19 protein-coding genes are annotated in these 23222 nt (G+C 66.5%); 7 read left to right on the top strand and 12 right to left on the bottom strand.

What is annotated here, in order from left to right:
• The first annotated feature begins 1 nt into the window (after position 1).
• The 5 genes from LOM8899_RS03900 to LOM8899_RS03880 are packed head-to-tail and all read left to right on the top strand — an operon-like array spanning position 2 to position 4893.
• Positions 2-1006: an SIS domain-containing protein gene (locus LOM8899_RS03900; RefSeq protein ID WP_245820423.1), complete on the top strand. Its 1005-nt coding sequence runs from the start codon at positions 2-4 to the stop codon at positions 1004-1006.
• On the top strand, positions 1003-2085 hold the full coding sequence (locus LOM8899_RS03895) for an AgaS family sugar isomerase (RefSeq protein WP_093990814.1): 1083 nt from the start codon (positions 1003-1005) through the stop codon (positions 2083-2085). Before LOM8899_RS03900 ends, LOM8899_RS03895 begins: the two co-directional genes overlap by 4 nt.
• Positions 2082-3002 (top strand): ROK family protein, encoded by a 921-nt coding sequence (locus tag LOM8899_RS03890; RefSeq protein WP_093990813.1) that lies wholly within the window; start codon positions 2082-2084, stop codon positions 3000-3002. The genes LOM8899_RS03895 and LOM8899_RS03890 overlap by 4 nt, the downstream gene beginning before the upstream one ends.
• Complete coding sequence (gene nagA, locus LOM8899_RS03885) at positions 2999-4144, top strand: N-acetylglucosamine-6-phosphate deacetylase (protein ID WP_093991403.1); 1146 nt, start codon at positions 2999-3001, stop codon at positions 4142-4144. The genes LOM8899_RS03890 and nagA overlap by 4 nt, the downstream gene beginning before the upstream one ends.
• The gene (locus LOM8899_RS03880) at positions 4144-4893 is read left to right on the top strand and encodes a copper homeostasis protein CutC (RefSeq protein WP_093990812.1); all 750 of its coding nucleotides are present in this window, start codon (positions 4144-4146) and stop codon (positions 4891-4893) included. Before nagA ends, LOM8899_RS03880 begins: the two co-directional genes overlap by 1 nt.
• Here LOM8899_RS03880 and denD read toward each other — a convergent pair.
• Both denD and LOM8899_RS03870 read right to left on the bottom strand, forming a co-directional pair.
• Complete coding sequence (denD, locus tag LOM8899_RS03875; protein ID WP_093990811.1) at positions 4869-5834, bottom strand: D-erythronate dehydrogenase; 966 nt, start codon at positions 5832-5834, stop codon at positions 4869-4871. The two genes, LOM8899_RS03880 and denD, sit on opposite strands and share 25 nt — an antisense overlap.
• A gap of 59 nt (positions 5835-5893) precedes the next feature.
• A complete protein-coding gene (locus LOM8899_RS03870; protein ID WP_133064973.1) occupies positions 5894-6598 on the bottom strand; it encodes a hypothetical protein in 705 nt (234 codons plus the stop codon).
• Between the two features lie 127 nt (positions 6599-6725).
• On the opposite strand from LOM8899_RS03870, the gene LOM8899_RS03865 reads away from it, so the two are divergent.
• On the top strand, positions 6726-10571 hold the full coding sequence (locus LOM8899_RS03865) for an AAA family ATPase (RefSeq protein ID WP_133064972.1): 3846 nt from the start codon (positions 6726-6728) through the stop codon (positions 10569-10571).
• On the opposite strand, the gene LOM8899_RS03860 is transcribed toward LOM8899_RS03865, so the two are convergent.
• The 10 genes from LOM8899_RS03860 to LOM8899_RS03815 all read right to left on the bottom strand — a co-directional run bounded on the left by LOM8899_RS03860 (position 10568) and on the right by LOM8899_RS03815 (position 21253).
• Positions 10568-12985, bottom strand: a complete 2418-nt coding sequence (locus tag LOM8899_RS03860; RefSeq protein ID WP_093990808.1) for a flavin monoamine oxidase family protein — start codon at positions 12983-12985, stop codon at positions 10568-10570. The two genes, LOM8899_RS03865 and LOM8899_RS03860, sit on opposite strands and share 4 nt — an antisense overlap.
• A gap of 79 nt (positions 12986-13064) precedes the next feature.
• A complete protein-coding gene (locus LOM8899_RS03855) occupies positions 13065-13307 on the bottom strand; it encodes a formate dehydrogenase subunit delta (RefSeq protein WP_093990807.1) in 243 nt (80 codons plus the stop codon).
• 2 nt (positions 13308-13309) lie between these two features.
• Positions 13310-14116, bottom strand: coding sequence for a formate dehydrogenase accessory sulfurtransferase FdhD (gene fdhD / locus LOM8899_RS03850; RefSeq protein ID WP_093990806.1), 807 nt, complete (start codon positions 14114-14116; stop codon positions 13310-13312).
• Positions 14113-16998, bottom strand: coding sequence for a formate dehydrogenase subunit alpha (fdhF, locus tag LOM8899_RS03845; protein ID WP_093990805.1), 2886 nt, complete (start codon positions 16996-16998; stop codon positions 14113-14115). Before fdhF ends, fdhD begins: the two co-directional genes overlap by 4 nt.
• 11 nt (positions 16999-17009) lie before the next feature.
• Positions 17010-17222 (bottom strand): DUF4287 domain-containing protein, encoded by a 213-nt coding sequence (locus LOM8899_RS03840; RefSeq protein ID WP_093990804.1) that lies wholly within the window; start codon positions 17220-17222, stop codon positions 17010-17012.
• On the bottom strand, positions 17212-17670 hold the full coding sequence (locus LOM8899_RS03835; protein ID WP_093990803.1) for a DUF3601 domain-containing protein: 459 nt from the start codon (positions 17668-17670) through the stop codon (positions 17212-17214). Before LOM8899_RS03835 ends, LOM8899_RS03840 begins: the two co-directional genes overlap by 11 nt.
• 5 nt (positions 17671-17675) lie before the next feature.
• Positions 17676-19175 carry an NADH-ubiquinone oxidoreductase-F iron-sulfur binding region domain-containing protein gene (locus tag LOM8899_RS03830; RefSeq protein WP_093990802.1) on the bottom strand — a complete coding sequence of 500 codons (1500 nt, stop codon included), beginning with the start codon at positions 19173-19175 and terminating at the stop codon, positions 17676-17678.
• Complete coding sequence (locus LOM8899_RS03825; RefSeq protein WP_093990801.1) at positions 19172-19651, bottom strand: formate dehydrogenase subunit gamma; 480 nt, start codon at positions 19649-19651, stop codon at positions 19172-19174. Before LOM8899_RS03825 ends, LOM8899_RS03830 begins: the two co-directional genes overlap by 4 nt.
• 96 nt (positions 19652-19747) lie before the next feature.
• Positions 19748-20632 carry a LysR family transcriptional regulator gene (locus LOM8899_RS03820; protein ID WP_093990800.1) on the bottom strand — a complete coding sequence of 295 codons (885 nt, stop codon included), beginning with the start codon at positions 20630-20632 and terminating at the stop codon, positions 19748-19750.
• 42 nt (positions 20633-20674) lie between these two features.
• Positions 20675-21253 (bottom strand): hemerythrin domain-containing protein, encoded by a 579-nt coding sequence (locus LOM8899_RS03815; protein ID WP_093990799.1) that lies wholly within the window; start codon positions 21251-21253, stop codon positions 20675-20677.
• Between the two features lie 314 nt (positions 21254-21567).
• Between LOM8899_RS03815 and LOM8899_RS03810 the strand changes: the two genes are divergently transcribed.
• On the top strand, positions 21568-23205 hold the full coding sequence (locus LOM8899_RS03810) for a peptide ABC transporter substrate-binding protein (protein WP_093990798.1): 1638 nt from the start codon (positions 21568-21570) through the stop codon (positions 23203-23205).
• The last annotated feature ends 17 nt before the right edge of the window (positions 23206-23222 follow it).

Here is a 23222-nt window from a genome sequence, read left to right as displayed (position 1 = left end):
TATGAACACCACCCCACCCGGCAGCCACATGGCCCGCGAGATCGGCGAATGCATCGACGTGTTCTGCGCGGCCGCCAGCGTCGATCATCCGGCCCCGATGGATCTGGCCCGAACCCGCGCGATCTATACCATCGCCCGTGGGTCTTCGGACGCGGCGGCCAATATCCTGAGCTATGAATTGATGCGCGAAACCGGGCTTCCCGTCACCTCGCTCCCGCCCTCCGTATTCTCGTTGGGCGAAGGGGTCACACTCACGGACGCCGCCGCTCTGGTGATCAGCCAATCGGGGGCCAGCGACGATCTGGTCCGGGCTGCCACCGGGGCGCGCGGTCGTGGGGCGCAGGTCGTCGCGATCACCAACCAGCCGGGATCGTCGGTCGAGGCGGCGGCGAATGTCACCCTGCCGATCAGCGCCGGACCGGAGCTTGCCGTGCCCGCCACCAAGACCGTGGTCGGCTCTATCGCGGCGGGGATGGCGCTGCTGGCGGCGCTGTTGCCGGGCTACAAGACAAGGGCCGCAAGCGCTTGCACCGTGATGGCCCGGCTTCGGGGCGTGGCTCTGCCACAGGCTGGCAAGGTGCAGTCGGCGCTGCTGCGTGCCCAGCATGTCTATGTGATCGGGCGCGATACCGGATACGGGGCGGCGCACGAGGTCGCGCTCAAGATCAAGGAAACCTGCGCGATCCATGCCGAGGCCTATTCCTCGTCCGAAGTGCTGCACGGCCCCTTGCAACTGGCGACCAAGCCGCTCACGGTGTTGATCCTCGACACCGGTTCGGCGCATATCCAAGACAGCCTCGACGCGGCAGAGGCGCGGTTTCGGGCGGCGGGCTGCGATGTCCACCGGATGCGGCCTTCGGATGTGACCGATGGTGCATTGACCCCGGCCGCTGCGGCTGCGCTGATGCTGACGCTGGTTTACCCGGTGATCCTCGCCACCGCGTTGGCCCTGGGCCACGACCCGGATGCGCCGGCGACCCTATCGAAAGTGACACAGACGACATGACTGACAAAGACCCGCTCGCCAAATGGGCCACGTGGCGCGAAATCCATGCCCAACCCGATATCTGGGATGTCTGGGGGCATCGGTTCAGCGAAGGCCGGATCAGGTCATGGATCGCCGGGCTCGGGGTCAATGAGGTCTGGTTCACCGGCGCGGGCACCAGCGCCTATATCGGCGATATCCTCGTTGCGGCGCTCGAAGGGCAGGGCGGCCCCCGCCTGCGCTCGATCCCGTCCACCGATATCGTGGCGCGGCCGCATGCGTTCCTGAGCGCCGACGCGCGGCCCCTCGTGGTCAGCTTTGGCCGCTCCGGGAACTCGGCGGAAAGCCTCGGCGTGCTCGATGCCCTCGACGCGCTGGCCCCGAATGCGCCGCGTCTGAACATCACCTGCAATGCCAAGGGGGCTTTGGCCACACGTCCCGCACCGGGGCCGCAAGAGGTGGTGCTGTTGCCCGATGCGACCCACGATGCGGGCTTTGCCATGACGTCGAGCTTTTCGACGATGTATCTGACCGCCCTGGCGCTGTTCGGCCCGCCCTGCGATCTGTCAGAGCGGTTGCGCGATCTGTCCGACGCGCTGCGCGATACCCTGACCGTCTATGCAGGGGCCGTTGGCGACCTGCCGGAACGGGCGGTCTTTGTCGGCTCTGGCCCCTTGGCCTTTGCGGCGCGCGAGGCGGCGCTCAAGGTCATGGAGCTGTCCGCGGGCCAGATCCCGGCGCTCTGGGACAGCACGCTGGGCTTCCGGCACGGACCCAAGAGCTTCGTGCGGGGCGATACGGCGATCACGGTGTTCCTGTCGTCCGAGCCGCACGCCGCGCGGTATGACGCCGATCTGGTGGCCGAGTTGCGCAGCCAGTTCCCCAAAGCCCGCGTCACCACCGTCGGCCCCGGCGGCGACATCGCGGTGCCGGCTCCGAACGGCGATGCATGGGCGGCCCCCGTCCTCGTGGCCTATGCCCAGATCGCGGCGGTCAAATGGTCTCAGGCGCTGGGCCTCGGCGTCGACGATCCCTTTGCCGGGCAAGGCACGCTGAGCCGGGTGGTCTCGGGGGTCAAGCTCTATCCGGTGGCAAAATGAGAGCGGCGGGGATCGATCTGGGCGGGACCAAGATCGAGACTCAGATCTTTGATGCCGATTGGCAGCCCGTGACCCGTCAGCGTGTGCCGACGCCAAAGGACTACGCCGGTCTGGTGAAGGCGGTCGCCGATCAGGTCCGCTGGGCCGAGGCTGCGGCGGGCGAGGGCCTGCCCATCGGCATCGGTGCGGCAGGGCTGGTCAATCCGGCGACCGGGCTGGCGCTGACCGCCAATCTGGTGGCCTCGGGCCATCCGTTTCCGGCCGACATCACCGCGGCGGCGGGGCGCGACGTGCTCTACGTCAACGACTGCCGGGCGCTCGCCCTGTCCGAAGCGGTGTTCGGCGCCGGGCGTGGGTATCACACCGTGCTGGGCCTGATCCTCGGCACCGGGATCGGTGGCGGGATCAGCATTGGCGGGCATCTTTTGCCCGGCCCCAGCATGACCGGTGGCGAGTTCGGCCATACCTCGGCCCCCGCCGATCTGGTGGCCAAGCATCGGCTGCCCGTCGTGCCCTGCGGCTGCGGCGCTATGGGCTGTATCGAGACGCTGATCGCAGGCCCCGGCCTCGCCCGCGTTGCCCTTGCGATGACCGGTCAAGAGCTCAGCCCGCCCGCCATCGCCGCAGCCAAGGGGGGCGAGATGGCCGCCGTCTGGCAGGTCTGGTGCGATCTGGTGGCGGCGCTGTTGCGCAATCTGACTCTGACGGTCGACCCCGATATCATCGTGCTGGGCGGTGGCCTCAGCCAGATCCCCGGCGTGACCGAGGATCTGACCACCGCGCTGCAATCCGCGCAATTGGCGGGCTTTGCGATCCCCAAGCTCGCTGTGGCGCAGGGCGGCGACAGCAGCGGCGCACGGGGGGCGGCCTATGCCGCATGGACCGCGCAGCGAAGCCGACAAAAGGTGGCGTCATGACCGATCTCTGGATTTGCCCCGATCAGGTGTTCGATGGCGATACGTTGCACCACGGGATGGCGCTGCGCCTGCGCGGCGACGAGGTCACGATGCTGGCCCGCAACCAGATGCCCGCCGGTGCCAAGGTCCGTCAGATCGCCGGGATCGTCAGCCCCGGCTTTGTCGACCTTCAGGTCAACGGCGGCGGCGGGGTGATGCTCAACCAGTCGCCGACCGTCGCGGCGATGGACCAGATGGCCGAGGCCCATGCCGGGCTTGGCACCGTGGCCATCCTGCCGACCGTCATCACCGACGCGCCCGAGGTGCTGGCCGCTGCCGCAGAGGCCGCCCTTGCCGCCCATGAAAGGGGCAGCCCGCGCCTGCTCGGGCTGCATATCGAAGGGCCGCATATCGACCCTGCCCGACGCGGCACTCATGCGAGCCGGTTCATCCGGCCGCTGGACGAGGCGACGCTGTCCATCGTGACACGGCTGCGCGATGCCGGTGTGCCGGTGATGATCACCCTCGCCCCCGAGGCCGCGACGCTGGCCCAGATCAGTGCCTTGGCCGAGACCGGGGCTGTCGTCTCGCTCGGCCACAGCGATTGCACCACCGAGACCGCCCGCGCCGCTTTTGCCGCCGGGGCAAGCTGTGCGACCCATCTGTTCAACGCCATGTCGCAGATGGGCAACCGCGCCCCCGGCCTTGTGGGCGCTGTGATCAACGGCGGGGCCTACAGCGGCATCATCTGCGACGGTATCCACGTGGCCGATGACATGGTCGGCCTCGCGATCCGGGCGCGGCCAGAGCCGGACCGGATGTTCCTCGTCTCCGACGCGATGGCCACGGTCGGCGGGCCGGATCACTTCGACCTCTACGGTCAGCGGATCACGCTCCGTGACGGCAAGCTGGTGAATGCCGAGGGCAGCCTCGCCGGTGCCCACGTGACACAGGCCGAAGGGCTGGCGCGGCTGGTGGGCGTGATCGGCGTCGCACCCGACGCCGCACTGCGGATGGTCGTGACCGTCCCCGCACGCGTCATCGGGGCCGAGGGGCTGAGCCGGATCAGCGGGCGGGCACCGGCCGATCTGGTCGTGCTCGGGCCGGACATGACGTGGCAGGGCAGTCTGGCCGATCATCTGGCGGCCGTGGCGGCCCAGTAGTGGCGGCGCTCACCCTCGAGGTCTGCATCGACAGCGCCGCCGGGCTGGCGGTCTGCGCGGCCGAGCGGGTCGACCGGGTCGAGCTGTGCTCGGCGCTCGACATCGGCGGGCTGACCCCGTCGCCGGGGCTGATGGCCTTGGCGGGTCAGGCGGGTGTCCCGGCCCACGCGATGATCCGGCCCCGGTCTGGGGATTTCTGCTATGACGACGGCGACGTGGCGCAAATGCTGGCCGATATCGAGGCTGCCCGCAGGGCGGGCCTCGCCGGTGTCGTGGTCGGGGCCACCGGGAACGGCGGTCTCGATACGCGGCTGCTGGCCCGCCTCATCGCGCAGGCGGAGGGGATGGAGACGACACTCCACCGGGCCATCGACACGTTGCCCGATCAGGTCGCGGCGGTGGAGCAGGCCATCGCGCTCGGCTTTGACCGTATCCTGACCTCTGGCGGGGCCGCCACCGCGCCGGAGGGGCGCGAGACCATCGCCGCCATGCAGGCCACCGCGCGGGGCCGGATCACGATCATGGCCGGCAGCGGCGTGACGCCCGATGCCGTGCCGGACCTGCTGCGCACCGGCATCCGCGACCTGCACGCCTCCTGTGCTGCGGGCCAGCCCAATGATCCCGCCGCCGTGGCGCTGGGATTCGGAGGCGCGCTCCGTCGCGACACCGACGCGGCCAAGGTCCGCGCCCTCAGAGCCGCGCTGGATGCGGCTCAGCACGCGGCTCAGGACAGATCGTCCTCGATATAGGCCTGAATGATCTGGTCAAAGCTCGTCTCGGCCTTGAACCCAAGCGCATCCGCCCGCGCCGTATCGAAATCGCAGGGCCAGCCCAGCACGATCTTGGCGACCACCGGATCGGGGACCTTGTCAATCAGCGCCACCGCTTCGGGGCCTGCAATCCGCCCAAGGGCCGCGATCTGCTCGGCCACCGTGGCCGACAGACCCGGCATCGAGAGAGCGCGATTGTCACCCATGCGGGTCAGATCCAACGTCGCGGCGTGGATCAGAAAGCCGACGGCGGCGCGCGGGCTGGCAAACCAGTGCCGCACGGACTCGTCCACCGGCAGCACCGCACGCTGGCCGTTCAGCGGCTCGCGGATGATCCCGGAAAAGAAGCTCGACGCCGCCAGATTGGCCTTGCCCGGACGGACGACGATGGTCGGCAGCCGGATCGCGATCCCGTCGAGGAAACCGCGCCGGGAATAGTCGCTCAGCAGCAGTTCGGCGATGGCCTTCTGAGTGCCATAGCTGGTCAGCGGGGTCAGGTGATGGGTGTCGCTGATCTTGTCGGGCAGAGGCACGCCGAAGACGGCGATCGAGGAGGTGAACACGACGCGGGGCGTATAGCCCGGCACGAGCCGGATCGCGTCGAACAGGGCGCGGGTGCTGTCGAGGTTGGTGGCGTAGCCCTTGTCGAAATCGGCCTCGGCCTCGCCCGAGACGATGGCGGCCAGCACGAAGATCACGTCGGCGCGGGCCTCGGTCAGCCGCTCGGCCAGACCGGGGGTGGCGATATCGGCCGCGATCGTCTCGACCGCGCCGTCAAAGCCGGCAGGGGCGGTCGGGGCCACCCAATCGACAAGCGTCAGCGCCCTCAGCGGCGCGCCACCCAATTGGCCGTCCGCGAGGAGCCGTTCGGTCAGTTTGTGGCCCACCATGCCGGCGGCTCCGATGATCATTACATGCATGATTGCCTCCCTTTTGGCAGAGCCTAGCACACCAGACGGCGATGCCGAGGCCAAAGGCGCTAGCTGGGCAGCGGAAGTACCGGTCTGTCGAAGAACCAGACCACCAGAGGCACCGGGGCCACCGCGATCAGAAAGGTCAGCGCCGTGGCCGTGGCCGAATAGAGCCGGCTCAGCCCGGCGAGCAGCGCCAGCCCGCCGCCGCCGCCGATCAGGCCGTTGCCCGGCAGATTGATCAGCACGCCCAGCAGGACATAGCGGTACTGCGTCGCTTTCGGGCCGATCCAGCGCGGCAGGGTATCGGCGATCAGAGCGAGCCGTTCGTCCGGTGTCAGCGGTGCGATCCGCTCGAGCAGACGGCAGGCCGACCGGACCCGCAGGTCGGCGAACAACCGGTGCAGGGTAGCATAGCCCAGCCGCGACCCGACCGCATAGGACAGGAACAGGCCGATGACTGTCGCCAGATAGACAAAGGGCACGATCTTGTCGCCCTGCAGAAACATCAGCGCCAGCCCGATCTCGATCCCCGGCACGAAGGGCGTGGCGATCAGCAGCGCATAGGCGGCCAGCATCGCGGCCAATATGAGAAAACCCATGGTCTGCGGTTTCCCGATGGTGTGGGTCTCGCTCTCCAGCCACAATAGCACCGAATGCACCCCCCAGACGATCAGCAGGATGATCGCCAGTCGCAGGCACAGGCGCAGGATCGTCGCCGTCCACGTCGGCGCGATCTCTTCGACCGGTGGCAAGGGGGCGTCGGGTTTCAAGATTTGCAGCTTTCCCAAGAAGCGACATTCGTCGCGCAGTCGGCCGTCGAAGTCCAGCCTCCGGCGGCATGGGGACGGAAATTGAACTGGCGCGGACGCTAAGTGCTTGCCCATAGGGCACTCTCGCGTGCAACGTGACATCGGGATGGACGGAATCAAGCAATCAGATGAGACCGCCGGGATGCGACAGAACCCGGTGACGGAGGGGCCGGAGCAATCCGTCTGCCTGCTCTTTGCCGATCTGGCCGGGTTCTCGGCGCTGACCGCCCGGCTGATGGCCAAGCACGCACGCGGGGCCGAAGCGGTGCACGACGCGCTGAACCCTCTGGTCAGCGCGGTGATCGATGCGGTTCATGCGGCGGGCGGTCTGGTGACCGGCCTGTCGGGGGACGCGGTCACGGCGCTCTGGCCGCTGTCAGAGGCAGAGGCCGCGCAGACCTGTGCCAAGGCGCTCGGGGCGGCGGTCGCGGCGGCATCCGATGATCGCCGCATGGCCCTGCCGATCCGAGTGGTGCTGGACGCGGGAACGGTTCGGCGGATCCGCGTTGGCGGGCATCTGGACGACTGGCGCGAGGTCTATGCCGGGCCGGTGCTGGACCGGCTGGTCGAAACCGCGCCACGCGCCAAGGCGGGCGAGGTCTGGCAGAGCCCGGCCTTCGATCAGGCGTTGCGCAGCCCGGATGCGGCGCGCACCGCGCCGCTCGCGCGAGTGTCGCGCCAAGAGCCCAAGGCGCTGTCCGATTGGGCCGCAGGGCAGGCGGGCGCGGGTTGGACGGCGGAATACCGCAAAACCTCGGTGCTGTTCCTGCGGCTGCCGGATGCGGGGGCCTTGGCACGGTCGGTCGAGCTGATCCAACAGATCGCCGCGCGGCACGACGGGGCGCTCTTGCAGGCGATCCCCGACGACAAGGGCCCCGTGGCGCTGTTGGTCTGGGGGTTGGCGACGGCAGTCTCCGAGGCGGATGCCGACCTGGCGATCGCCGCTGGCCGCGCCGCCCAAGAGGCCATCCCCGGCACGCTGGCGGTGATCGGCACCGGACAGTCGCTGGCCGGATTGCTGGGGACCAGTGGCTTTGCGCAATACACCGTGCTGGGCGCTCATGTGAACCAGGCTGCCGGGGGGCTGGCCCTCGGCGAAGCGGGCCTTCTGGTCGACGAGGCGACGCGGGCGGCGGCCAAACGGTTCGACTTTGATCCCGGCCCGACGCTGCGGGGCAAGGACGGGGCCGAAGTGGCGCTCTTTGCCCCGCGGACAAGCCAGCCGAACGGGGCGTCTGACATCCCCCGGTTCCAGCGGCGGCTGATCGGACGGACGGCCGAGCAGGCGGCGCTGCGCGAAGCCGCCACGACCCCCGGTGCGCTGATGTGGCTGGAGGCCGAGGCGGGGGCCGGGAAATCGCACCTGATCGACAGCCTCGCCGGCGAGCTTGGCGCCGACGAGAGCCGGATCGTGCTGCGCGGCGCGGGCGACAGGCTGCTGCGGATGTCGGCGCTGGGCGCGTGGCGGGCGATCTTTGCGGCTCTGCCCGCCGAGGCGCTGACCGCCGAAGGGCTGGCCGGGGCGCTGGGCGACGACGGTGCCGACAGGCTGGCGCTGCTCAACCCGGTGCTGACCGAACCGCAGCCCGAGACCGACCAGACCCGCCTGCTCAACCCCATCGGGCGGGCACAGGTGGGGCGCGAGATGATGGCGCGGCTCTTGGCCCATGCGATCGGCTCCACACCAGCGCTGTTGATCTTCGAGGACGTGCATTGGCTCGACACCTCGTCATGGCTGTTGCTGGCCGAGCTGCGGCGGGCCTGCCCCGATCTGGGGATGATCCTCGTCGCGCGGCCGATGGACGGGGCCGACCTGACCGCCGAAACCCTCGCGCTGCGGGAGGCGGCCCGCACGCTCAGGCTCGATCCGCTGGATCTGGATGCGGCCACCGCCCTGATCTGCGACACGCTGGGGGCGGCGACGGTGCCGGACCTTCTGGCCCGGCGGATCTACGACCAAAGCGGTGGCAACGCGCTCTATACCCTCGAACTGGCGGCCTCGCTGCTCGCCAGCGGGGCGATCCGGGTCGAGGCGGGGCATTGCCACATCCGGTCCACGGCCGGCGATCTGTCCGACCTGCGCTTTCCCGACGGGATCGAAGGGGCCATCGCCGCGCGGATCGGTCAGTTGAGCCTTGATGAGCAGCAGGTGCTCAAGGTGGCCAGCGTGCAGGGGCGGCGGTTCTCAGCGCGGGTGCTGGCGGGGTGCCTGTCGGGCGGGCTGTCGGTGGCGGCCCTTTCGGGCATCGCAGGCACCGGGCTGATCGCAGAGCAGGACGGCGACACATGGCGGTTCCACCACGCGCTGACCCGCGAGGCGGCCTACAACCTGATGGTCAGCGCCCAGGCGCGACACCTGCACGCCGCCGTGGCCGAGGCGCTGGAGCAGGCCGGTGCGGACGATCCCACCATTCTGGCGCAGCACTGGACAGAGGCGGGCAACGACACCCGCGCCCTGCCGTGGCTGTCCCGCGCCATCGCGCAGGCCGAGGCCGCACAGGCCAACCACGAAACCCTGAGCTTCGTGGAAACCGCGCTGGCGGTGGCCGACAGGCTTGAGGCGGCGTCCAGCCCGGCGATCAGTCAGGAACAGCGGGCGGGCTGGCATTTCACCGCCGGACGCGCCGCACGGACCATCGGGAATTTCGACCGGGCCGAAAGGCACCTGAAAACCGTGGTTGCGCTCACCCACCGGGACTATCCGGCAGGGGCGGCCAGCGGCGTCGGCCGGCTACTGAGCGAGATCTGGCGCTATTGGCGCGGGTCCAAGGCCGCGCCCGACCCCGCAGCCGATCCGGAGCAGTTGATCCGGGCGTCCGACGCCTACCTCGGCTTGGGCGAAATCCACTACGATCGGAGCGATACGCTGGGCATCCTGCTCGACACCATCGCCGCCTATAACGTGGCGCAAAGGTCGGGCGAGATCTCGAATGCGCTGGCTTGGGCCAATGCCAACATGTCGATGCTCGGCTTCAACGCGCCGTTTCTGGTGCCGCCGAAGCGGCATCTGGCGGCGGCAGAGGCGCTGGTCGAGCAGATCGACGATGTGGCGGGCATCTCGTGGATCCGGGCGGTTCTGGGCAATTACTACATGGGGGCCGGCGACTGGGCCAAGAGCCGGAGCAATTTTCTCATCGGCATGGAACTGGCCGAGCAAAGCGGCCAGATCCGCAATGGCGACGTGGCCCATGCGAGCCTTGCGAACATGTGCCGTCTGCACGGGCTGATGGCCGAGGCCGACAGCCACGACGCCGCCGTGCTGGCGCGGGCCACGGACCGGTCGATCACCCAGGTGCAGGTCTGGGCGCTGTCCGGCCGGGTCAAGAGCCTGCTGGCGATGAACGACTTCGACGGCTTCGATGCCGCGTCGGACAGGTTTCGGGCGCTTATGGCCGATCCCGCGATCTGGGACAATGCCTCGGCCAACAGCCACATCTCGGTGCTGCTCTATGCCGGGATACGGGCGCTGCACCAAGGCGACGTGGACGGCGGACTGGCGCTGGTTCAACAGGCGGCGGCGGTCTATGCCGCGCTGCGCACGCCCCAGGTGTTCTCGATCGACGTGACCGGCGGCTTTGGCGATGCGATCAGGCTGCTGGCCAAGGCGCTGGGGCCGACCTCCGCCGTGCTCAAGCTCGCCCGGTCGAACGTCAAATCGGCGCGGTTCGTGGCCAAGACCTATCCGCCCGCCCGCGCCCGCGCGGCGATCGCGGCGGGGGATCTGGCGGCGCTGAAAGGCGACACGGCAAAGGCCACCGCGCATTGGCAAGAGGCGCAGGCCGCCGCCGAAGCCGCCGACATGCCCTACGACATCGCGATGGCCGCGCACCGGCTGTGGCACGCCGGGCCGGAGGCGGACCGCGCCGGGGCGCAGGCGCGGCGCGATGCCAACCTCGAACGGGCCGGCATCACCCTGCCCGAAGTCTGGGTCTAGGCGCCCAGCGCCACGCCGTCGGTCATGTAGCGCAGGGTTTGCAGCGTCTGGTTCAACCCGTTCGACGCCTGATAGACCGCCATCAGGGGCTGTTTGAACGGTGTGCCGCTCACGAGGCTGACGCCGGTGATCTCGTAAAGCATGTAGAGGCTCAGCGCGTCGGGATCGTAGGTGCCTGCGATCAGAGTCGATCCGGTTATCGCCCGGAGCATGTCCGCATTCAGCGCATCGAGGCCGGCCTGCCCGAAATACGGACCAGCCGGGGCCACGGTGCCGCCCGGCCCCCAGATGATCGTGCTGTCGCCCACCCAGGGGAACGGCGTCCCGGCGGGCAGGTTTGCGGCGGCAAACACCGCCTCGCGGCTCAGATCGAGGGCCGGCGCAGAGGCATCCGCCGCGGGGGCCTTGGCCAGTGCCGGCTTGGCCGGCGGAGTGCTCGGCGGAAAGGCGATCTGGTCGATCATGGCCGTGTCGAGGAACAGCATGTCATGGGCGACCAGCGCCTTGCCCTCTGACGGATCGTTGAACAGGAACGCCATCGTGCCGGTCACGTCGGCAAAGGGAATGCCGGTGGCGTTCGCATGGCCGCCCACCGTGACGCGGGCAAAGCCGACGTTCTGGCCGACATCGACGGAGATGCTGTCGACGTTGAACGTGTCGATGGTGAAATACATGCCCAGCTGCAGAAAGAACGCGATGGTGCCCTCCAGCCCGACAAAGGGGCCGCCCGCCGGGTTCGACAGGGCCGCACCGCCGGGCGGGGTGAACTGGTTGTCGGTCGTCATGATCGGGATTTCCATGAACGGGTTCTGCATCTGCACCGCCTTCATGACGCGCTTGATGCAGAAGGTCATGGACTGGGCGCGGGCGACCGGGTCGTTCGGCACATAGGTGACGCCGTTCAGATCGGCGACCAGCTTGTCACCGACCTGACCGCCCGACCAGACAGCACCGGACATATAGCCGTTGGACACAAGCGCGCTCTCGGTCGAGGCAAAGTAGATGTTGCCGTGCGGCTTGGCCTGATTGGCCAGAACTTCGCCGGCGTATTTCAGGAAATTGCCCTTGGTGAAATGGCCCGCCGGACAGCCCAGCGAGAAGCCCTCGTTGTTCCAGTCCATCTCGTAATAGTCGAGAAACTCGGATTTGGCCTTGGGGCCGAACATCTTGGCCATGGTGTTGACGACAAGGGTCTGACGCTCGGCCTTGGTCTTGGGCGCCCATTTCTTGGCGGCATCGCCGACGATAAAGGCAAACAGCGCCGCCTGACCTTCGGCCGAGGTGTTGTCCATGATCCAGACGATATCGTCGTCGGCCAGCAGCGCATCGCCCGACAGCCCATAGCGCGAGATGTTGTCGGTCGGGATGCCGTTGACGGTGCCGGACGTATAGGTCGTGGTGTCGTCGCGCCAGAACGTGTCGGTGAAGGTGACGAAGGTCATGATCATGTGCGAATTGGCCATGGCCGTGCCAAGCCCGGCACGTTCCGGGATCGCCGGGCTGAAGGTCAGCCCGTCGGTCAGGGCCGGGGCCAGCGCGCAGAGCACCTTGGTGCCGGTGGCCGTCGCGGCGGTGCCGTTGGCGGTATAGGTCACGGTGCAATCGGCGCCGTTGTCCGTCACCGCCGTGACGACCGCCGATTCCTGAATGCAATTCGGATCGGTCGCCCGCAACTGGCTGGCCACGGCCTTGGCAATCGACTGCGCCCCGTCCTTCAGCCGGTATCCCTGTGCCCCTTGGGTCGGCCAGCGCAGATCCTGAAACGCGGCGAGCCCGCCCGACGAGGCCACATAGAACAACAGCCACAGCATCGAAATATTCTCGGGCTCGGTCGAGAACCCGACGCGGCAAAGCATCCGGGTCAGCGATTGAAACTCGGTGGGGGCGGGGCCATAGCCGGGCAGATCGACGGAAGTGACCCAATCCCAGACCGACATTCCATCGAGCATCTCGGCGTTGTCGGTATCCTCCGGCGCGTCCAGCTTGATGCTGTCGGTCAGGCTGTCGAGATAGCCCAGATAGAACTGACCCGCCGGGGTGTTCGGGATGGTGCCGCCGATATAGGCGCTGGTGGTGTCGCTGTCGGCGTAATATTGCAAGTTGGCGCCTTCACCGGCCCAATAGGGCGGGGGCGGCACATCCTCGGGGCCCTCGTATTGCTCGAACACCTCAAGGTTCAGCTCCTTGACCAGATCCCAGACCGAGGACTGCCAGATTTCATTGCCGATGAAATGCGCGCCGAAATCAAAGGCGGTCGGAGCGCCGTTGTAGGTCAATTCGGTGGTGAAGGTGCGCCCGCCGACCCTGTCGCGGGCTTCGAGGATCAGCACCGATTTGCCCGCCGCCTGCAATTTCCGCGCCGCACAAAGCCCGGTCAGACCTGCGCCGATAATCACTGTGTCATATGTCGCCACGTTCCAATGCCTCCCATCAAATCAATGGGGTCATAGGGCCATGCATGGCCCCGTCAGGCAATGAAAAATGTGTGAGAGCCTAGACTTGCTCGGACTGTTCCAGATGCTCCGCCGCCGCGCGGGCCAACGGAGAAAGGCCGTTTGCGTCCGTGGCCAACAGCTTGGAAAGTTGCGCCCGCATCCGGGGATCCCAGAAGGCGCGAATGTGCGCGGCGGTCTCTTCGGCCTGCGACGCTTTGGGCTGGGTCGCGAAAAAGCCCGCGATCTGGTTGGCCATGCGCACCAGCTTTTCCTCGGTGCCGATGTGGGAAGGCGTGGTCATGGTCAGGCTCCTGAGATCCTATGGGCATGGGTGAAAACGTTCAGCGCCCCGCGGGACCGGGTCGCGAGCGTCATGCCCGCGCCTTCGGCCAGCCGAACCGCGTGGGCCGTGGGCTGCGACACGGCCAGAACCGTGCCGACACCTGCCATCGCGGCCTTTTGCACCATCTCGACGGACAGGCGAGAGGTCAGAACAATCGCGCCGCTCGCCGGGTCGATCCCGGCGCGGGCCAGCCCGCCGATCAGCTTGTCGAGCGCATTGTGGCGGCCCACATCCTCGCGGGCCATCACGATGCCCCCGTCTGCGCCGGCATCGGGCAGATAGAAGCCCGCGGCATGGACGGCATGGGTCTCGTCATGCAGCGGCTGAAAGGCGCGGAGCGCCTCCAACGCCTCGGTGACCTGCGCCCCGGTCAGGGCGATGCCCGGCCCCACCTCCGGCACCTTGCGGGCGGCCTCGGCCAGACTGTCGATGCCACACAAGCCGCAGCCCACCGGCCCGACCATCGCGCGGCGGCGGGCGGCGAGGGCCTCGATCCGGGCCTCGGGCAGCCACATCCGGGCTTCGATGCCGTTCTCTTGCGGGACGATCTCGATGTCCGACATCTCGTCGAACGCCGCGACGCCTTCGGTCAGGGTAAAGCCCACCGCGAAATCCACCAGATCGGCCGGCGTCGCCATCATCACAGCAAGGGTCGAGCCATTGTGGACGACCGCCACCGGCACTTCTTCGGGCAGCGCGACGCTGCGCCCGTCCGAGAGCTGCGCCAACGCCGTCACTCCGGGGCGTTCCGGGACATGAACGGTCATTCCGCCGCCGGAAGGATACGCCGCGATTGCGCGGCATGGGCGGCGTAGTCCTCTTGCCATTCGGTCGGGCCGTTCGAGGCCGCAACCTGCACTGCCGTCACCTTGTATTCCGGGCAATTGGTGGCCCAATCGCTGAAATCGGTGGTGATGACGTTGGCCTGCGTGTCGGGGTGGTGGAAGGTGGTATAGACCACGCCGGGGCTGACCCTGTCGGTGATCGTCGCGCGCAAGCTGGTCTCGCCGGTGCGCGAGGCGAGGCGGACCCACTGGCCGTCCTTGATGCCGCGCACCTCGGCGTCCTGGGGATGCACTTCGAGCACGTCCTGATCGTGCCAGACGACATTCTCTGTCCGGCGGGTCTGGGCACCGACGTTATACTGGCTGAGGATGCGGCCGGTGGTGAGCAGCAGCGGAAAGCGTGGCCCGGTCTTTTCCTCGGTGGCGATGTATTCGGTCACGATGAACCGGCCACGGCCGCGGGCAAAGCCGTCGATATGCATCAAGGGCGTGCCGTCCGGGGCGGCTTCGTTGCAGGGCCACTGGACCGAGCCGCGCTCTTCGAGCAACTCGTAGGAGACATTGGCAAACGACGGAGTCGTCGCCGCGATCTCGTCCATCACCTGAGACGGATGGGTATAGGTCCAGCCGGCACCCATCGCATTGGCCAGCAGCTGCGTGATCTCCCAATCGGCATAGCCATTGCGCGGCTGCATCACCTTGCGGACCCGGTTGATCCGGCGCTCGGCATTGGTGAAGGTCCCGTCCTTTTCGAGGAAGGTCGAGCCGGGCAGGAAGACATGCGCGTAGTTGGCCGTCTCGTTCAGGAACAGATCCTGCACGATGACACAGTCCATCGCGGCCAATCCGGCGGAGACGTGCTTGGTATCGGGGTCGGACTGAAGGATGTCCTCGCCCTGCACGTAAAGCCCCTTGAAGGTGCCATCGACCGCCGCATCCAGCATGTTCGGAATGCGCAGGCCCGGCTCGGGGTCGATCTTGGAGCCCCAGAGCTTGTCGAACACGTCACGGACGGCCGGGTCGGACACATGGCGATAGCCCGGCAGTTCATGCGGGAAAGAGCCCATGTCGCAGGCGCCCTGCACGTTGTTCTGCCCGCGCAGCGGGTTCACGCCCACACCGGGGCGGCCAAGATTGCCGGTCATCATCGCCAGATTGGCGATGGCCATGACGGTGGTGGAGCCTTGGGAATGCTCGGTCACGCCAAGGCCGTAGTAGATCGCGCCATTGCCGCCGGTGGCAAAGAGGCGCGCCGCCTCGCGGATGGCATCCGCCGGGACACCTGTGAGAAGCGCCGTCGCCTCGGGGGAGTGTCGCGCGTCAGAGATGAACGCGGCATAGTCCGCGAATTCGTCCCAGTCACAGCGCTCACGGATAAAGGCCTCGTCATAGAGCCCTTCGGTCACGATCACGTGGCTGATCGAGGACAGCACCGCGACGTTCGTGCCGGGGCGCAGGGGCAGGTGATGGGCCGCTTCGATATGGGCGGAGCGGACCAGATCGATCCGCCGCGGGTCGATCACGATCAGCTTGGCCCCGGCACGCAGACGCTTCTTGAGGCGCGAGGCAAAGACCGGGTGGCCGTCGGTCGGGTTCGCCCCGATCACGATCACCACGTCGGTATGCTCGACACTGTCGAAATCCTGTGTGCCCGCAGAGGTGCCGAACGCCTTGCCCAGACCGTAGCCGGTGGGCGAATGGCAGACCCGCGCGCAGGTGTCGGTATTGTTGTTGCCGAATACCGCCCGGATCAGCTTTTGAACGAGGTAGGTTTCCTCATTCGTGCAACGGCTCGACGTGATCCCGCCGATAGAGCGGACGCCGTGCTGTTCCTGAATGCCGCGCAGCTTGGTGGCGGTGAAGGCAATCGCCTCGTCCCACGACACTTCGCGCCAAGGCTGGTCGATGGTGTCGCGGATCATCGGGTTCAGGATCCGGTCGTTGTGGCTGGCGTAGCCGTAGGCAAACCGGCCCTTCACGCAGGAATGGCCGCGGTTCGCCTTGCCGTGCTTCCACGGGGTCATGCGGACGACCTCGTCGCCGCGCATCTCGGCCTTGAACGAACAGCCCACTCCGCAATAGGCGCAGGTGGTGATGACAGAGCGCTCGGGCGTGCCGATCTCGATCACCGATTTCTCTTGCAGGGTGGCGGTCGGGCAGGCGGCCACGCAGGCGCCGCAGGACACGCAGTCCGAGGCCAGCGCATTATCCGACTTGGCGCCGAACGACACGCGGCTGTCAAAGCCGGAGCCTTCGATGGTCAGCGCGAAGGTGCCTTGGGTTTCCTCGCAGGCGCGGACGCAGCGCGAGCAGACGATGCACTTGGCCGGATCGTAAGAGAAATAGGGGTTGCTGTCGTCCTTGGGGATATAGCGGGCATTCGCCTCGCCGTTCTGGCGGACCTCGAAATGGTTCTCGACACCCTCGTAGCGGACATCGCGCAGGCCCACGGCCCCGGCCATATCCTGCAACTCGCAATCGCCATTGGCCGAGCAGGTCAGGCAATCCAGCGGGTGATCCGAGATATAAAGCTCCATCACGCCCTTGCGGATCTTCTTGACCTTGGGCGAATGCGTATGGACCACCATCCCCTCGGCCACAGGCGTCGTGCAGGAGGCCGGGGTGCCGCGACGGCCCTCGATTTCGACGACGCAGAGGCGGCACGATCCGAAGGCTTCGAGCGAGTCGGTGGCGCAGAGCTTGGGCACCTGAATACCGGCCTCGGCGCTGGCCCGCATGACGGATGTGCCCGCAGGCACCGTCACCGGGAAACCGTCGATGGTCAGTGTCACCTGCTCGGTCGCCTTGGAGGCCGGGGTGCCCATGTCGGTCTCGTCCCAGTTGGGGATGATGAAGTCTTTCATGACGTATCCTCTCAGGCCGGCTTTTGAGCCAGCGCGTGGGCGACCAGAGCGTTTGCGTGTCCGTGTCCAAGGCCATGTTCCGCCTTGAGCCAGTTCACGATTTCCATGTGTTTGCGGCCCGACTGGCTGTCGATCAGATCCATCCAATGGGCGATCGGCTGGCCATAGGTTTTCTCGATCGACGGGAAATAGGACGCCGGGCCTTTGACCTTTCTATCCGCCATGATCGGGTTCCTTTTTCTTGAGATGCAACAGCACCGCGCGGGCGGCGAGCAACTTGCGTGTGCGCTTTGACATGTCGAAAACGATCGGGGCGAAGTAATCCAAGCCGTTGTGGACACGGGCCACCACGCCCGGCTCATGTGCGGCAGAGCAATCGAACTCCAGCTTGACCTGCTCGCCATTGGCCCGCTCGACATAGAGCCGCAGGCCGTTCTTGTGGGGAAAGACGTAGCATCCCAGAAAGTGGACCTTTTCGCCCTTGGACAGTCGGCCGCCGATGTTGGCGAACAGGTCCTTGGTCACGCGATAGCGGGTGCCGAACGACAGCCCCGCGAAATCCAGCCGGCCGGACAGTCCGCGGACGAACTGCCGCGCGGGCCTTGCCGGCAGCCCGTAGAGGTTGACCAAGGCGTCGACCTGCGGGTGCACTCCGGCGAAATCATGGGACATGGCGTTCACTCCGCTGCCTCTTTGCTGCGGGCGAAATCGTCGGGAAACAGGGTCAGCGCCGACATCACCGGATAGGGGGTGAAACCGCCCAGAGCACAAAGCGAGCCGTCCTTCATCGTTTCGCACAGATCGGTCAGAAGGGGGATCGCGTCAGGGTCTCCGGCGGCGATCCGGTCGATGGTCTCGACACCGCGCACCGCCCCGATCCGGCAGGGGGTGCATTTGCCGCAGGACTCGACCGCGCAGAACTCCATCGCAAAGCGGGCCATGCCCAGCATGTCGGCGCTATCGTCGAAGACCACCACGCCGGCATGGCCGATCAGCCCGCCCTGACCGTCGAATTCCTCATAGCCGAAGGGCGTGTCGAATTTGGAGACCGGGAAATAGGCGCCCAGCGGACCACCGACCTGAGCCGCCTTGACCGGGCGGCCCGTGGCGGTGCCACCGGCGATATCGTTGACGATCTCGCCCAAGGACAGGCCGAAGGCCGTCTCGAACAGGCCGCCCCTGGCAACGTTGCCCGCGATCTGCAACGGAATGGTGCCGCGCGAGCGGCCAAGGCCGAAATCCTTGTAGTGCTGCGCGCCCTTTTCAAGGATCACCGGCACGGTCGCCAGCGAAATCACGTTGTTCACCACGGTCGGCTTGCCGAGAAAGCCTTCCAGCGCAGGCAGGGGCGGCTTGGCACGGACCACGCCGCGCTTGCCCTCGAGGCTGTTCAAGAGCGAGGTCTCTTCGCCGCAGACATAAGCCCCGGCACCGACGCGGATCTCCATGTCAAAGGCCGGGCCGGTGCCCAGAACGGACGGGCCCAACAGGCCGGTCAGGCGGGCAATGCGGACGGCCTCGGTCATCACCTCGATGGCGTCGGGATATTCCGACCGGAGGTAGACATAGCCGCGGGTCGCGCCCACCGCGATGCCCGCAATGATCATGCCTTCGATCAGGGTGAAGGGGTCGCCCTCCATCAGCATCCGGTCGGCAAAGGTGCCGCTGTCGCCTTCGTCGGCATTGCAGATGATGTATTTCTGATCCGCCTGCGCCCCGGCGACGGTGTTCCACTTGATGCCCGTCGGGAACCCCGCTCCACCACGGCCGCGCAACCCGCTCTCGGTGACTTCGGCCACCACCTCGGCCCCGGTCATCGCCAGTGCGCGGCGCAGGCCGACAAGCCCGCCGTGGGCCTCGTAGTCGGGCAGGGAAAGGGGGTCGATCACACCGACACGCTGAAAGGTCAGGCGGGTCTGGCGCTTCAGCCAGTCCAGTTCCTCGGTCGGGCCAAGCGCCTTGGGCGAGGTGCCGTCCAGAATGGCGGGCACATCGGCAGGGGTGGCCGGGCCAAAGGCGTAACGGATACCGTCGCGCTCGACCTCGACGAGCGGTTCCAGCCAGACCATGCCGCGCGATCCGTTGCGGACGACCTCGACGCCGTCCGGCATGGCGGCGGTAACGGCATCGGCACCCATCGCGCGGGCGGCGGCATCGCGGGGAACAAAGACCTTCATAGCCCGGCCTCCGCGAACACCGCTTCCAAACGGGCATCGTCGACCCGACCGATCACCTGACCGTCGACCATCGCGGCCGGGGCGCAGGCGCACAGGCCAAGGCAATAGACCGGCTCTAGCGTGACCTCACCGCCTTTGGTGGTGCCGTGCCAATCGACACCCAACCGGGCCTTGGCCGTATCGGCCAAGTCATTGGCGCCCATCGCCTGACAGGCTTCGGCACGGCAAATCTTGACCGTGCGGCGGCCCGCCGGGGCCGATCTGAAATCGTGATAGAACGACATCACCCCGTGAACCTCGGCAGCGGTCTGGTTCAGCGCCTTGGCCACGACGGGAATGGCGGCTTCGGGGATATAGCCGAAATCCGCCTGAATATCGTGCAAAATCGGGAGCATAGGGCCCTCGGCCATAGCATGACGGGCGCAGATCTCGGCCACCTGATCGGCCAGATCCGCGGTCGCTGTTGTTTTGGGCATGGGCACGTTGCTCCTCCGACGGTGCGCCAGAAACCTTGCCCGTGAATCGGGTGGCAAATCAATATTGAAAAATCGTCAATTGATAGGGATTTCCTATCAACTTTCTGAAAAGCGCCGTGCCTCTTGCAGCAGCGCAGCCAACAGCGGCGTGTGCGGTTCGCGATAGGGCGCGATCAGGCCGACAGAGTGGCTGGCATCGGGGGCGGTGATCGGCACCGCGCATAGCGGACCGCGCTCCAGAAAGATCTCGGCCGAGCGGATCGGCAGGATCGTCGCCATTCCGGCGTTCAGAACGTGGCTGACCAGCACGATCATCGAATTGCTCTCGACCGTGGGGGCGACCTCGATCCCGGCCTCGGCCAGATGACCCGCGATGATGCGGCGGTTCTGCATGTCGGGCGTCAGCAGGCACAGGGGCAGGTCGGCCAGATCGGCCCAGCCCACTTGGGTGCGGCTGGCCATCGGGGCGTCCTTGTGAAGGATCAGGGCATAGCGTTCGGCATAGAGCGGCACCGTGGCCACGCGGCCCAGCGGCTCGTTGTCGAGATAACTGATGCCCGCGTCGATCTGAAGGTCTTCGAGCAGGTGCAGAACCTGCACCGAGGTCGTCGAGACGATGGTGAAATGCACGTTCGGATGCAGGCGGGCAAAGGCGGTGGTCAGACGGCTGGCGATGGTCAGCGCCGTGGGAATGACCGCAAGGCGGAGCTTGCCCGACAGGCCGGTGCGCGCGGCGCGGATCTCTTGCTTCATCGTGCGGACATCACCGACGATCTGGCGCGCCCATTCCAGCACCCGCTTGCCCTCGGGCGTCAGGCCCTGAAACCGGCTGCCGCGCAGAACGAGCATCACGCCCAGCTGATCCTCCAGTTGCCGGATCCCGGCGGACAGGGTCGGCTGGGTCACGCCAATGGCTTCGGCGGCCTTGCCGAAATGGCGGGCCTGCGCGAGGGCGATGAACATCTCCAGCTTGTCGATCATTCAGTCACTGTGCATCGGCCAGCCGGATTTGGCCATAAGGCTCTAGCCGTCGAGCTTGTCGGGTCCGTGCTTGAGGATGACAGGCACCACGAGGTCTTCTTCGTCGAGCAGATGGCGGTCAAGCAGCGCGGCCACATCGGTCAGGTCGGCCTCGAAACAGCCCGCCCGCTCGCGCAGCACCTTTGCGTCGTCGAGCCGTTGCAATATGCCGTTGGCGCCTTTGACGAACCTCTCCAGTTCGGCGTCAATCGCATGGTGATCGCGGTCGAGGATCTCGAATCCGGTGGCCACGCTCGGCTCCGACCGGGACAACTTGGGGAAGTAGTGGACGTCCTCGATTTGGTGGTGGCCGTGCAGGTCGTTGACGAACATGCCGCCAAAGCGGGACAGGCGACCGGCGTAGTCCTTGCTGTCCATATTGCCGTCGATCAACGACCGGGCGTCCTGCTGAAGCAGGTCCATGATCTTGCGAAACATCATGTGGCGCTCCATCCAGAACCGGACGAGGCCCTCGAAATTGGGATGCGCCTCCCATTCGTCGCGGGGCCATTGCTCGGTCAGCACGCGCAGCGCATCGGGGAGGGCGGTGCGCACCGCCAGATCGGTCGGGTCGGTTGTCATGAGGCGTCCTTTGATTTCATGCGGCAAGCTAGCATGACCGCGCCCCGAATAAAGAGGAGCACCGCGAAACGTCGAAAAGGTCTTGTTTTCACTTTGTTTTTCTGATGCGGTGAAGATCCGGGCACCATTGCAAAAGCTGATTTATCCAAGACGGGGTCCGGGCTTTGGCGATTTACCGCAGGGTCATACTCGGTTGGGTCTTGCCATTTGGAGAGACTCGTCAAAGGATCACGGCATGCCCGAACGCCGTTCGGGACGCCTTACTAGCCGTGGCCGTCGTTATAAGAGCCACCATATCACTAGGGAGATTTTACATGACTTTCAAAGCAACTCTGATGGCAGGCACCGCCACAGCGCTGATCGCGCTGGCCGGTCAGGCGATGGCCGACGCCCACGCCACGCATCCCGTCACCGGCCAGGCTCTGGCCTCTGACCAGTCCTTCACCTACCGGGTGCTCGACGATTATCCCTCGATCGACCCCCAGTTGATCCAGGACGTCGAAGGCTCCTCGGTCGCACGTGACCTGTTCGAAGGCCTGATGAACGAAGACGCCGAAGGCAACGTGATCCCCGGTGTGGCCACCGGCTACGAAGTCTCCGAAGACGGCCTCGTCTACACCTTCACCCTGCGCCCCGAAGCCAAGTGGTCGGACGGCGTGCAAGTGACCGCACAGCAGTTCGTCGACGGCATCCGCCGCGCCGCCGATCCGGCGACCGCGTCTGAATACGCATGGTTCCTCGAAGTCGCGGGCATCGCCAATGCTGGCGCCGTGACCGCCGGCGAGATGCCTGTCGAAGAGCTCGGCGTTGCGGCAATCGACGACATGACGCTCGAAATCACCATCGACGCGCCACGGCCCTACTTCCCGCAGACCTCGACCTTCCCGACCCTGTTCCCCGCACGCCTCGACAAGATCGAAGAGTTCGGCGACAGCTGGATGGACCCGGAAAACATCGTCGTCAACGGCGCCTACACGCTGCAGGAATACACCCCGGCTGAAAAGCTCGTGCGGGTGCGCAACGACATGTACTGGAACAACGAAGCCACGATCCTCGAGACCGTGACGGCGCTGATCATCCCCGACGAGAACGCCGCCCTGACGCGCTTCCTCGCCGGCGAGCTGGACATGACCGACATTCCCGCCGGTCAATACCCGCGTCTGGCCGAAGAGTATCCGGATCAGGCGATCAGCTTCCCGAACTCGTGCTCGTACTACTACATGTTCAACATGTCCGACAGCGGCCCGGAGGCACTGTCCGACGCCCGCGTCCGTCAGGCGCTGAGCATGGCAGTCGACCGGGACATCATCGTCGAGAACGTGCTCGCCGGTGGCCAGCGTCCGGCCTACACCTTTACGCACTGGGCGATCCCCGGTTGGGAAATCCCCGATATCCCGATGGCCAACATGACTCAGGCCGAGCGCAACGAGCAGGCCAAGGCTCTGATGGCCGAAGCCGGGTTTGGCGAAGACAACCCGCTGAACATCGAGCTGATCTATAACACCTCCGACAGCCACGCCGCGATCGCGGTCGCCATCGGCCAGATGTGGAAGCAGACGCTGGGCGTCGAAACCACCCTCGCCAATCAGGAATGGGCAACCTTCCTCGATACCCGTGGCAACCAGAACTACGAGATCGCCCGCGGCGGTTGGTGTGCGGACTATGCGGAACCGTCGACCTACCTCGATCTGTTCACCAGCTCGTCCAGCTACAACGACGGCAAGTACAACAACCCTGAAGTTGATGCGCTGATGGCCGAAGCCAAGCTGTCGGACGATCCGCTGTCGCTCTACCAAGAGGTCGAATCCATCGCTGCGGCCGACGCGGCGATCATCCCGATCTACCACTACGCCAGCGTCAAGATGATGGCGCCGACGCTTGAAAACTGGCCAACCGAAAACCTGTTGCAGAACTGGTATTCGCGCGACCTGTATATCTCTGCGTCCGAGTAACCCTGACACAGCCTGAA

The organism is Flavimaricola marinus, assembly GCF_900184895.1.
Taxonomy (GTDB): domain Bacteria; phylum Pseudomonadota; class Alphaproteobacteria; order Rhodobacterales; family Rhodobacteraceae; genus Flavimaricola; species Flavimaricola marinus.
The sequence above is the reverse complement of the archived record's forward strand: the minus strand, read 5'-3'. Positions and strand labels throughout refer to the sequence as shown.